The sequence below is a fragment of the Paenibacillus sp. N3.4 genome, from assembly GCF_008017805.1.
Classification (GTDB): domain Bacteria; phylum Bacillota; class Bacilli; order Paenibacillales; family NBRC-103111; genus Paenibacillus_E.
In genome coordinates, this window is record NZ_VRTT01000045.1 from 1 (window position 1) to 12,539 (window position 12,539).

11 protein-coding genes are annotated in these 12,539 nt (G+C 33.2%); 10 read left to right on the plus strand and 1 reads right to left on the minus strand.

What is annotated here, in order from left to right; translation table 11 throughout:
- Positions 1-66: 66 nt before the first annotated feature.
- Entirely contained in the window at positions 67-210 is a 144-nt protein-coding gene (locus FU659_RS21385) for a glycosyltransferase (protein WP_147946272.1), read from the minus strand.
- Positions 211-258: 48 nt separating this feature from the next.
- On the opposite strand from FU659_RS21385, the gene FU659_RS21390 reads away from it, so the two are divergent.
- The 10 genes from FU659_RS21390 (at position 259) to FU659_RS21435 (ending at position 12,464) form a co-directional block, all read left to right on the plus strand.
- Entirely contained in the window at positions 259-1,116 is an 858-nt protein-coding gene (locus FU659_RS21390; protein ID WP_261807955.1) for a glycosyltransferase family 2 protein, read from the plus strand.
- Between the two features lie 27 nt (positions 1,117-1,143).
- Positions 1,144-2,337 (plus strand): O-antigen ligase family protein, encoded by a 1,194-nt coding sequence (locus FU659_RS21395; protein ID WP_147949408.1) that lies wholly within the window; start codon positions 1,144-1,146, stop codon positions 2,335-2,337.
- Positions 2,338-2,402: 65 nt separating this feature from the next.
- Complete coding sequence (locus tag FU659_RS21400) at positions 2,403-3,473, plus strand: polysaccharide pyruvyl transferase family protein (RefSeq protein WP_147949409.1); 1,071 nt, start codon at positions 2,403-2,405, stop codon at positions 3,471-3,473.
- A gap of 138 nt (positions 3,474-3,611) precedes the next feature.
- A complete protein-coding gene (locus tag FU659_RS21405; protein WP_187274293.1) occupies positions 3,612-5,159 on the plus strand; it encodes an oligosaccharide flippase family protein in 1,548 nt (515 codons plus the stop codon).
- A gap of 3 nt (positions 5,160-5,162) precedes the next feature.
- Positions 5,163-6,482 (plus strand): glycosyltransferase family 2 protein, encoded by a 1,320-nt coding sequence (locus FU659_RS21410; RefSeq protein WP_147949411.1) that lies wholly within the window; start codon positions 5,163-5,165, stop codon positions 6,480-6,482.
- 3 nt (positions 6,483-6,485) lie between these two features.
- Positions 6,486-7,613: a polysaccharide deacetylase family protein gene (locus tag FU659_RS21415; protein ID WP_147949412.1), complete on the plus strand. Its 1,128-nt coding sequence runs from the start codon at positions 6,486-6,488 to the stop codon at positions 7,611-7,613.
- A gap of 1,123 nt (positions 7,614-8,736) precedes the next feature.
- A complete protein-coding gene (locus FU659_RS21420) occupies positions 8,737-9,429 on the plus strand; it encodes a hypothetical protein (RefSeq protein ID WP_147949413.1) in 693 nt (230 codons plus the stop codon).
- 17 nt (positions 9,430-9,446) lie between these two features.
- The gene (locus FU659_RS21425; protein ID WP_147949414.1) at positions 9,447-10,019 is read left to right on the plus strand and encodes a hypothetical protein; all 573 of its coding nucleotides are present in this window, start codon (positions 9,447-9,449) and stop codon (positions 10,017-10,019) included.
- 23 nt (positions 10,020-10,042) lie between these two features.
- Positions 10,043-11,008 carry a copper amine oxidase N-terminal domain-containing protein gene (locus FU659_RS21430; RefSeq protein ID WP_147949415.1) on the plus strand — a complete coding sequence of 322 codons (966 nt, stop codon included), beginning with the start codon at positions 10,043-10,045 and terminating at the stop codon, positions 11,006-11,008.
- A 358-nt stretch (positions 11,009-11,366) separates the two neighbouring features.
- Complete coding sequence (locus tag FU659_RS21435; protein ID WP_261807956.1) at positions 11,367-12,464, plus strand: glycosyltransferase; 1,098 nt, start codon at positions 11,367-11,369, stop codon at positions 12,462-12,464.
- The last annotated feature ends 75 nt before the right edge of the window (positions 12,465-12,539 follow it).

Below are 12,539 nucleotides of genomic sequence, written 5' to 3' on the forward strand. Positions count from 1 at the left end.
AAAATTATAGTACTTAGGTATATCTAATAATGAGGTGAAATACTTGAGGATTCTTTTTATAGCTGCTCAAGCAATAAGATCCAACTCATCAGTAACAATTATTTCTATATTTTCAAGGGTTTGTTTTTTTATACTATAAAGACATCTCTCAATATATTTTTCCAAGTTATATACTGGTACAATAACACTTACTTTAATTTCTTTATTCATAAAGTTATACCCTGATTTTCTTAAGTAAGTCTGCCGCTATTGCAGCAGGTGATAATTTCTTCTACAATACGTGTTACATTACTACCATATTCTGAAAAACGAATAAAATGTGTTAAGCAACAAAATCTAGGTGTAAGTACTGCCAGAAATAAAGGTATTGAAATGGCAATTGGTGAATTCGTTACTTTTGTTGATGGTGATGATTATATTAATTTTGATATGCTAGAGAAAATGTATTATTTCGCGGAGAGTCAAAAACTAGATTTAACATTTTGTTCATTCGAAAATAACGAATATAATGATACCACTGAAATTGCACAAGAAAGTTCATCTAATGAATATATAAGGAAAATGCTACAAGGAAAAGTACAAAGATCTGCTTGTGGAGTTTTATTTAATTTAGATTTAATAAGAAAACACTCGTTAGCTTTTGATATTGATATGAGTTATGGAGAGGATATGTTGTTCACTATCAAAGCTCTACTACTAACTGAAAATAAAATAGGCATAATTCCATATAAATATTATGTGGTTGAGAAGCGTATAGGTTCCGCAATTAGATTAATGAATCAAAATCAGTATGAACGTATTCAGTTACTAGCTCAAAGATTAGATCAAATTTTTGAATATCTCAATGCTAAAAATGAATATGAGTTATTGTTAAACAGATACTATTATTTCGACATACTTTTTTCAATATCCCATATTGTTAGATCAAATATTGGTTTTTTTAAGAAGTTGGGAAAATTAAGAGAGCTTAAAAAAAGTCCTCATGCTAGGGAATGCTTGAATGTTAAGTTTGAGTCTTCCAAATTAGTGCGTATTAAAGCATTATTGATTAAATATGCACCATCAATAATACTAATGTTCTTTTATAAGTTGAATAATACCATGAAAAAGGTATAAGCAAAAATAAAAGAGGGGCGGCGGGAAATGGTATATGTATCTGAAAAATCAAATTCAATAAATTATCTGGCTGCGTTTTCCATATGTTTAATGCCTATTCTTGGACCTTACAAGTTAATAGGTCCTTTTTCTATTGGAATTATTTTCTTGGTATTAGTAGCTGTACTATCTATTATTATAAAAAAAACATTATCTATTAATTTACCATTGTTCTTCATTTTGATTGTTCATTGTTTTTTATCTTTTTTATCTTATTTTAGTTTGGATTACAATGAAGGAATCTTAAGTATGTTTTGGAGTATTTTAATGGCATTAACTAGTAGTTTGGCGCTTATGCAAATAGTCCCATTTTATGAAAAGAAATCCTTTTTGAGGGTTCTTACTTTTCTATCTATTGTTTGTGGTAGTTTTATGGTATATCAATTTATTGTTATTAATCAAGGGGGTATTCCTTATAATGGTAAATTATTTGGTGAATTAGCAAAGGGCTATACTTGGTCTGATTCAGTTACATATCTAAGAATGAATTCATTTTTTTCTGAGCCTTCATATTTTGCAATATTCTTTCTTCCATTAATGGCATTTATGTTTATAAATGAAAAAAAGACATATGCGATTATTTGTTGTTTGTTATTATTTCTCTCTACATCGACTCTTGGAATCTTAGGAAGTATTATTGTAATTCTAATGTATGCACTAATAAAGAAAAATTACAAAATTATTGTTGTTTTATTAATTTTGGGTATAATAATCGTTTTTTGTGTGCAAATATTAAATATTGAATGGTTATTAAGAAACAATTTGAATAAAATTGCAACTACTAATGAAAATAGTCAGATAAGATTTATAGGTTATCTAGAATACTTTTGGGAATTACCGATAGTGAATCAATTCTTGGGAGTTGGATTTTCACAGTTATCAAACTATTTTAGTAATTACGGTTTATACAATTATAGCAACACATTTGTAATTGTTTTAATTAATTATGGAATATTGGGATTAATTGCATTTATTTTTTTTATCATATGGCTTTTTAAAGTTACTACAGATGACGGAAAGATTTTTTTGGGTATAATGGTGATTATTAGTGCAATAGATTCCTTCATATATAGTAACAATTTTTACTATGTAGTTTTTTATATATTGGTATTTTCAAAAAGTTCAGTGATTCAGAATACTAAGAGAACTTTCTCTTTAAATGTTTCGGAGATAAAAATGTAGTCTGTCTCTTCAATATTAAGGACAATGAAACTTTATGTAATTTTATTTGAAAGGGAGTATTGATATTGAAAATACTTATTTCAGCTTATTTAGATAATAATATCGGGGATGATTTAATGATAAAGTTATTGGCCACGAGATTCCCAGAATGCAGTTTTTACATTGACACAAATAATAGTGCAGTCATAAATACATTTAGCCAAAATGGAAATATTTTTTGTCATAAATTTAATAAAAGTAAAAGGTATTTAAGACAATTCCAAGTACATTTATCGATTGGTGGTTCATTATTCAACAACATCAATAGTTTAATGGGAATTGTGCATAGGATACTTAGAATCATTCTCCTTTACCGTCTCAAAAAGAATAATATTAAATTGGCGACTATTGGTTGTAACCTTGGTCCATATAAGAATAGAATTGGACCTCTATTGACGAAAATAGAACTCCAATTAAATAATTTAATTACAGTAAGAGATTTAGATTCTTATAATTTAATTGAAAATTTTAAAAGTATAAAAAACTTTTACTTGGCCTCAGATATTGTATTTAACTACTCGGATAAAAAAGATGCTGTAGAAAACAATAAACCAACATGTTTAGGTATATCAACATACAGATCAATTCAAAATAAAGAAACTAATTATTCGAGTTATGTTTTTTTATCTGCAATTGCTGATGGATTTATTGAGAAAACAGGAAGTGAAGTTTATTTATTCGCATTTGATTCTGAAAATGAAAATGATTTATCTTCTGCTCACCATATAAAATATATATCCAAATATCCTGAAAAAATAAGTATAATCCCTTATTTAGGAAATCATGAATCGATTATTAAATCTATGAAACAATGTGATAGATTTGTCAGTGTTAGATTCCATAGTGCTATTTTGTGTCAGATACTAAATATTCCTTTTTTGCCAATTGTTTACTCAAATAAAATGCAAAATTACTTAAATGACGAATATTATAATGGATTACTTTTACAGTTTAAGGATATGTCTATAGATAAAAATAATGTTGCCGAAATAGTAAATTCGATAATTGAAAATAAAAATATTTTTAATGATTTTTCAAAAAGTAAGTCAGATGCGAAAGTACATTTTGATGAATTTAATAAATTAGTTTCTAGTTAAAAAGTAATAAAATGAATCTAAATGGTAAAAATCTAACCAAAGTGTGCTACAAAAAACTTTCTAAATATTTGTCTTCTAGATGAAGTAGGACTGAGAAGATCCATTACTTGAAGATGCAAGGGAATGATTCTTGAGATCATGATTAGTAAACTTAAACTTGGAGCATTAACTTCTTATCTGACAATGTTTGTAAATAATATATTAAGTTTATTGTTTACACCGTTTCTTGTCGATTCTCTAGGAAAGTCGCAATATGGTATTTATGCTCTAATGGGGACTTTAATTGGATACATGACACTTTTAGATCTAGGTATTGGTAACTCGCTGGTTAGGTATATTGCCAAATATCGAGCAGAAGAAGATATGAAGAGTGAGTCACAATTTTTTTCACTATGTCTTATTATTTATTTAGGTATTTCGGCTTTGGCACTAGTAGTAGGAATATTAATATACTCAAATATAGAGATTATTTTTAATCAGGGGCTTTCAGTAGAGGAATTAGAAATAGCTAAAATTATATTTGGAATCTTAATTATCAATATAGTCATAGCATTCCCATTTAATGCTTTTTCCAGTGTGTTACGTGGGTATGAAAAATTCGCACTACTTAATATTACTACAATGGTTCGTGGAGTAGTACGTGTTGGGTTACTAACTCTACTTCTAACATTTGGTTATAAAGCAGTTACGGTTGTTATAGTTGATACATTAATTAATATACTTTTTGGTGTAATAAATGCATCATATGTGTTTATTGTTATAAAAGAACGAATTACTAGGCCGAAATTTAATAGAAGTTTTGTTCTCAAAATTTTTAAACAATCATCCTTATCATTTGTCATTTCTCTCTCCGGTTTAGTAATTTGGCAATTAGGAAATATTATGCTCGGTATGTTTTCGGGTGCTTCTGTAGTTGCAATATATGCTGTAGGTCTACAATTTACAACGTATTATATGAACATAGCAAGTTCTATTTCTTCAGTTCTCATCCCTAGAATTACCATGATGGTAACCAAAAATGTTAGTGAAAATGAAATGATTACCTTTATTATTCGTACTGCACGGCTACAGTTTATTGTTCTTGGTTATGTTATAGGGGGTTTTTCATTATTTGGAAGAGGATTTCTAACACTTTGGTTAGGCAGTGATTATATCACAGCTTGGAGTATAGCAATGATATTAATGGTACCCCAAACATTTACTTTGTTGTTGAGTGTTCCGGGATCTATGTTAATTGCTAAAAATAAACATGGGTTTAAAGCTCTAATTAGTATTATCAATGCTGCTATTATAGCAGTACTTATTTACTTTTTGGTTCAAGCTTATGGACCGTATGGTGCAACATTGGGAACTACTATTGGTATGTTATTGGTAGAGATAATAATAATGAGTATTTACTATCACATAGTATTAAGCATAAACATGTTACACTTCTGGAAGGATACTGTCCTGAAATTTCTCCCCTTTGTTTCTATAGTGATTTTTATTGGTGTTATTATTATTAAACTAGTTCCCATAATTTCATGGAAATATTTATGGTTAAACGGATTAGTCTACACAGTATTATATTGTGTATTCTTATATTTATTAGGTGCTACCAATTATGAAAAAAGTTTAATTAAAGTATTTATAATTGGTTTTTTAGAGCGCTTAAAGAAGAGTAAAAAGCATCGCTTTGGAGGCTAGTTTATGAATATAGAGAAGAATTTGAAAATCGAATGTAATAAATTAATAAATTCTGTTATTCGATATTGTGAAATTAACAATAGTAATTTAAATTACAAAAATATTTTTAATTTAATAAGTGATCTTATTAATAAAGAATATCTTGGTAATGAATACTTAGAAGAGTTAAGAGAAGTGATTGACGGATATTTATATGGGCGCATTTCAGAATCTGTATTAAGTTTTTATTTGAATAAACAATTTATGATTGAGATTGAAAAAATTGATGAATTACTAGCTTGTTTAAATAATGTTTCTATCCACTATACCAATTCAAGTTCTATGATACAAAAATTTTCTGATAATTTTAGTTATCCTAAGGTTAGTGTCTTAATTACAACTTTTAATAGAAGAAGATATCTTCTAGAAGCAATAAATAGTTTTTTACATCAAGACTATCCAAATATTGAAATAATAGTTGTAGATGATTGTTCAAATGACGGAACTAAACAAATGATGATTGAAATGTTTGAAAGTGAAAACAGGGTTATATATATGCAAAATGAGATAAATCTTGGCCCGGGAACCAACCGATTAAGAGCATATAGTAAATATGCTGACGGAGATTATGTGATATTTTTTGATGATGACGACTATTTAATTGATATGAATTATATAAGTAAGGCAATTCAATTTCATATTAAACACCCTGATGTAGCTTTTGTTGGAGCAGGCACCTTTTACGAATATAAAAAAAACAATTATTTGAAACTTTCTTTCATAAATCTTAGAGGCGTGATCAATAGACAAGAGTATTTTTTGAAATTTATGTCTAACGAATTTCCTAAACCATGCATTACTACTACAGTATTTAAGAACAAATGTTTAATTGAAATGAATATTTTAGAGATGGAGATGGTAAACGATACTCCTATTTTCCTTCGCTCGCTATTGGTTGGAGATGCTGGTTTTATTGATATTGTGGCAGCTGTTTATCGTGTACATGGCGGTAATATTACTTTTAATTGTAGCTTTGATTTTATTATAGAAAACCTTAAAGAAAAAATGGAAATTAAAAAAATGGCAACTACACAATATGATTCTAAGCAAATCGAGAACTGGTGGAATCATAATGCATATATAACTATCTCATACTATCTCTTTCATTCGGCAAAAGACTCCAGAGATTTCAAAAACATGTACGCTTGGACACAAGAAAACTGTCCCGATATTTACAAAAGATTATTTCGTGAATTCCGATGGCATTTAATAAAACGGAAATTTACTAAAATGTACAACACATTTTATAGTATTCCTATTAAAAGAATTAAAAGAAGGAAATAAGCTATGAAGAATATAATCGGAAAAATTCGTACAATAAAGGAATCGAAAAAGCTGGTAAGTGAAATGGGAAGAAAACTACAAGGCATAAATAGGAGTGAAGAACAATTAATTCCTTATATTAATAAACCAGGGATTGTAATCTCATTTGACGATAGTTTTAGAATTAATCATTGGTATGATTATGGAATTGGAAAGAAGCAAGGGTATAAAGATCTTTTTGGTTTTTTTGATGTTAAAGTTACATTCAATATTAACGCTTATCATCATTATGAAAATCAAAGGGAATTAAACCAGAGTGAGATTGATATGTTATTAGAACTACAAGCGAATGGGCATGAAATTGCACATCATGGTTACAGGCATAGGAATGCTGTTGAATATTCTAAAACTCATGGATTAAATTTCTGGATAGAAAATGATATTATCCCCTTATTTGAATGGATGGAGCAACAAAAACATTCTATTACTGGAGAACACTTTAAAAATCCAGTTTCTTATGCATATCCTGGTAGTAAGTACAACAATGAAACAAATGGAGCTCTAATTCCAAGGTTTTATAAAATAGTAAGAGGATACATTCAAGAAGATAACTTAATTTCAATGCAACATACAGGTTTTTCTCCTTCGATTTGTATAGATAAAAATGTATTTCCTAATGTAAAACTCATAAAACCTGCATTAAATTACGCAAAATTAACAGGAAAAAACCTAGTTTTAATGTGTCATTCTATTTTACCGAAAAAGTTAAATTGGGATGAATTTGGATGGGGTATAAATTCAAAGGAGGCAGGAATGTATCGAGTCTCCCCTAAGGATATTGAATATATAATTAAGGAGGCTAAGAAGATAGGGCTTGAATTTTACACAATGGCAGAAGCGGCTGGTATTGCAACATTTATTGACCCGAATTTAGAGAAAGCTATTAGAAATCGATTACATTTGAAGAATAAGTGGATATATATTAATGATTTAATAAACATAAAAGAATTGGACTTTGAAGGAATGAGCATATCTAATTTAGCAGGTATTGAATATTTTATTAATTTAGAAAAGCTTAACCTTAAAAATAACAATATATTGGACAAAAGGTTACTAAATAAATTAAAGAATATTAAGGAGTTAGACATTTAGGAGCCATTGGTTATATCTTGTTTGTTTTACAAATGAGTAATTTTCCTTATATTTTAGTAGTTCCTAAGACACTCAATAAATAAAAAGTTACATATTATATTTGAAAAGACTTGTTCATTAATCACACTAACTCGGTAAAATGTCTGTGCTCATAGAAACAACCTAAAAGGTTGGAGACTCCATGAAAAAGTCTACCACGATTCTATCCAGCCTTCAATCAGTTTTGACTTTACTCCAGAAGAAGTCTAGTTTGTCGTTCAAGTTGCAAACTACGAAAATAAACTTCGTAAGTTTACATTGTACAATATGTTAAATACTGGTATTTGGCGGCATTCGAAGAATGGGACAACTATCGTTTTGGCGTCGATCATTCGGTGCTAAAGGCTTGAAATTATTGCAGTTTTCAAGTTTTTCAGGTAAGGCTGCGGACGTTCTTTTTTCGGTATTCAAAGAGCAGTCACCACTGAACAAGTTGCACAGATGTACAAAATCCGTTGCAGATCGAGATTTTAAGTTGGAGTAAACAACATTTGAACTTCCTGAATTTGTTTGGTACAACTCAAAATACCTTGTACGGTCAACTGTTTGTAGCTTTGATGGTCTATCTTTTGCTTAAATGGCTGTTGGGCGTTACTTACGCAGTGATCCTTTTGCAAGCTCTCTTTTGTCCAATTCTCTCGTAACGGTTGTGAGGATGTAGCTGTTGGTTGGTTCAGACATACAACCTCATTGGGGTAATTCAAGTTACACAATTTGGTTAATCAACATTGATGATGTTTGAAAGAACTATTATAATTAGTTAAGATATAGTAGTTATTTTTCAATCATGATGTTCCATCTATTTTATTACACAAAGGGGGGGAATCATGTATCTAGTCCTCATGGGGATGTGGCACCGGTTTTGGTTTAAGTATAACGAGGAATTATACGAGAGCTGTATTGATACTGAGACAAAATTGCAACTGCTGCGCAAGCTAGAATACCATGATCGTAAGCTAAAAGTTTTGTGAAAAAGCATCCAAACTGGGTGCTTTTTTAGCTTTATTTTATTCCAAAATGTGACTTATTTCATAATTGGGTTTATAATAGAACATATCCATTTTGTGACATGGTTGGTGATACGATGAAAATGAAGAAATGGAAAAAGGCATTGCTGTGGGTAGCTGGCAGTGTATTTGTGCTTCTGTGTATTGGATATTTTGGCATGAATATAGCTGTGTCTTATGTACTAAAGTCTATGGCTCCTCAATTGCCAGTTTCCAGCGGCCAAGCTTTAGAAAGTGTAAGTCCTGTGCCGACTGCTACTAGTGGGACTAATGTGATAGCTGAACAAAAAGAGGCCAGCACTCCTGGATCCACTCAGGCTGTATCAACGGTAAATCCTACTGAATCTACAAAAGGCAAAGAAGCGACTTCCACTTCATCTCAAGTGTCGGTAACGCCCGCAGTTCCTCCTCAGGTTGCTGCTACAACTACTCCCGCCCCAACTTCAAAGTCAAAAGAACAAGCGTTAACTTATGAGGCTCAAGTTACCACGGAGAAGACGAAAGCGGTAGAAGATTCTATTTCTTTGAAGGAGAAGGCAGCGGTGAGTGCTATCCTTTTGAAGAAGTTAAGTGCCACTGAGCTTCAACTATTTGCTAAGATGGCGGCTAACGGGTTATCGGTAGATGAGAAGAAGCAGGCCAAAGAGATGATTCTCAAGAAATTATCAGAAGACGAGTATAACCAGTTGATCCAGATTGCAGCAAAGTATGGATTGAGCGAAGGAATGAGTTATAAGGATTCACAGAAACAAGTCCAAAGCAATAAGTAAGCTAACGGGGGATCGTTTTGAGAAAGCGGCTGCTAAAGGTTATGCTTGGGTTGAGTATTGCGGGTATCGGGGTTTACGCTATTTATAATTATTCGTTGAATGTGATAGGAAATAAGATTTCCGATCATTTACTGGCGGAGGCCGCGAATGATTCTCCATGGTTGGATAGGGTGAATGCATCGGGATTATCGGCGCCTTCTGGACAAGATATTCAGCAGCAATCAACGATTGATAATTTGAACATAACGGCTAGGGATCAAGAAATCTCTACGATAGATCATTCGAAATCACATGGTGAGGAACAGTCGGGCGCTCCAATACAAGAACCCTTGTCTAGCGAATCTCCGCAAAAGCCCGTCTCATCCACATCTAAAAAAAGTTTAGACAATAAGGGACTCGCATTTGAAAGCAAGCAGGAGGCTATCAAGTTCGTCATGGGCAGATTCTCTGTATCGGAGATCAATCATATTAGGCAGATCGCCAGTGGGGATTTAACTTCAGAGAATAAGGCTGAATTGATGAAGATTGCGTACTCGAAGTTTACTTCCTCAGAGATTGAGGCGGTTAGGCGGGTAGTCGCTACTAAATAATTATTGAAGAGGTGTACGTTGTAATGAAAGTAATAAAACGTGTCAAAGTGTCAGCAGCATTATCCATAGCTTTAATCATGGGACTGAGTATACAAGCATCCGCGGCGCAAACACCGGTCGATGTCCATGTGTATCAGATTCCGATGCATTTCACGTTCGATGGTAAGGAGTATGCACCTCCTGAAGGGCAACAGGGCTTCATTTATGAAGGCAGTACGTATGTGCCGATTCGTTTTATTTCGTATTCGTTAGATAAAGCAGTCAAGTGGGACGCGGAAACTTATACCGTCACCGTAGCTGATCCCAAGGAAACAGATAAAATTAATATCAGTGAATATAAGTTAAACACCCAAGTACGATCAAAAAGTGATCTGAAAATAGAGAAGCCAAAGCTAGCCCCAAGTAAATTGACTGCCTATAAAGAGAAGATTTCCTACGTGTTCGATGGTGTAGCCAAGAAACCTTCTGAGGATTTGCCTGGTTACATTGTGGACGGAAGTCTGTATGTACCAGTTCGTTTCTTCTCTGAGTCGGTAGGGAAGACGATCAATTGGGATCCAGAAACGTATACGGTATCAGCAATCACAAGTCCCGATAAGAAAGATCCTGTGGTGAAATTACCGGAAGGTCCAAAGACTGGTACAACTGCACCTGTTGCAGGAGGCGGTGGTGGAGGTGGCGGAGGCAGTACGAAGCTAACGTTGGATTCGATTAAGTCGGAAACAGTGGCGAAGTTAAACCAATTAGAAAGCAAAAGTACTAATGAGTTACTTGCGCTATATGGTCAGTATCTTAGCACGAATGATCCGGCTCTAAAGCAGCAAGCCAAAGATAAAATCGCCGGATATGATAAAGAATTCGAATCCATTATCAGTGCTGCAGATGCTCAACTTTCCGCAAATGATTACGATAAGAGTATCCTTAGTACGTATCGAACTGAATATGAAAAGAAAAAAGCTGAGGGTATGAATATGGTAACGCCTAAATAATCCAATCCCAAAAACCTTTCCTTAACCGGAAAGGTTCTTTTTTTCATTCCTTCCCCAAATTTATACATAAATCGACATTCGTTGTCATTTATCTTTATCAAATCTTTATACTTCTATAGGCAAGCCATCATTTTCATGCTACAATCATTTTCAGAGAGCGTTTACATTATTTGTCACATCGTTTACTTTTTCCCCACAAAAACCTCCCCAATCTAGATTCGAATACAAGTAGATTTCGCATCAATTTTATTGACTTTTCATATTCGAACTTGGCTTTATGGTTGTAAGAATTGTAGAAACCTAGGGGGTACGTGTGTTGAGTAATGGTCCTGTTAGGATATTACACATCATCAATAGTATGAATCGTGGGGGAGCTCAGAGCTTCATAATGAATGTTTACCGACAGATGGATCGTTCGAAGATTCAATTCGATTTCATTGTCCATACGTACAATCCATGTGATTACGATGAAGAAATTCGTTCGTTAGGTGGAAGGATATTTAACCTGCGAAAGCCATATAGGGTAGGCTGGTGGGGCTTTTTGTATGAGTTAAGATCTACGATTCAACAGCAGGGCCCGTTCCATGCTATACATAGCCATACACACGATGCTGGAGGCTTCGCGTTATTAATAGCCAGAATGCTTGGTATTGATATTCGTATTGCTCATAGTCACAGTCTAAGTGATTTTGCTTATTCATCACCACGAAATAAGATGACACGTTGGTTGAAAACGAAGATGATCCGCCGGCTTGCTACAAATTGGGTAGGCAGTTCTAAATCGGCTAGTCAGGTGTTGTTCGGTCGTCGCTGGTCGAAGGATAAGCGGAGTAAGATGGTTCATAATGGGATTGATGTTATCCGCTTTACGAATAGGTTGAAAGAGAAAGCCGCGTTGCGTGAGGAATTGCTTATTCCTTCGGATGCTCCTCTAGTTGGTCATATTGGACGATTTAGTGGAATCAAGAATCATAGGTTTCTGGTTGAAATTTTCGAAGAACTGCTCTTTCGTATTCCGAATGCGCGCCTTATTTTAATCGGGGATGGTGTGCTGCGAACAGAGATACAGCGCTTAGTTGAGCATAAAGGGATCCAGAACCATGTACATTTGCTAGGGCATAGAGATGATGTTCCAGAGCTGCTTCAGGAACTGGACGTTCTGGTGATTCCATCTTTCAAGGGCGGGGTACCGATGGTTCTCATCGAAGCCCAAGCTGCGGGTATTCCATGTATTGTATCTGATCATATTCCGGCGGAAGCTAACCTGAAATCTGGCTTCTTCTCATTCGTTAGTTTGAATCAAGATACGGCTGTATGGGTGCAGTGGTTATTGAAAGCACTGGTCAGCGAACCAATGTCGAAGGATCAGCGGATTCTTGCGATTCAAGAAGCGGGATATGACATTCGGATGGCTGCTTTAGAATTGGAAGAGTTGTATGCTGCGAAAATAGGTTGAAACACGGAGGAATCCTGATGCTAATCATCGGGATTCTTTTCTTATTTATAATTATTATTAAAAAGGATTGACTTT

Excerpts from the sequence above, each read along its gene's own strand:
- FU659_RS21405 (WP_187274293.1), top strand. The coding sequence starts at position 3,612 with ATGATTAGTAAACTTAAACTTGGAGCATTAACTTCTTATCTGACAATG.
- FU659_RS21430 (WP_147949415.1), top strand. The coding sequence starts at position 10,043 with ATGAAAGTAATAAAACGTGTCAAAGTGTCAGCAGCATTATCCATAGCT.
- FU659_RS21395 (WP_147949408.1), top strand. The coding sequence starts at position 1,144 with ATGGTATATGTATCTGAAAAATCAAATTCAATAAATTATCTGGCTGCG.
- FU659_RS21435 (WP_261807956.1), top strand. The coding sequence starts at position 11,367 with ATGAATCGTGGGGGAGCTCAGAGCTTCATAATGAATGTTTACCGACAG.
- FU659_RS21415 (WP_147949412.1), top strand. The coding sequence starts at position 6,486 with ATGAAGAATATAATCGGAAAAATTCGTACAATAAAGGAATCGAAAAAG.
- FU659_RS21385 (WP_147946272.1), bottom strand. The coding sequence starts at position 210 with ATGAATAAAGAAATTAAAGTAAGTGTTATTGTACCAGTATATAACTTG.
- FU659_RS21410 (WP_147949411.1), top strand. The coding sequence starts at position 5,163 with ATGAATATAGAGAAGAATTTGAAAATCGAATGTAATAAATTAATAAAT.
- FU659_RS21420 (WP_147949413.1), top strand. The coding sequence starts at position 8,737 with ATGAAAATGAAGAAATGGAAAAAGGCATTGCTGTGGGTAGCTGGCAGT.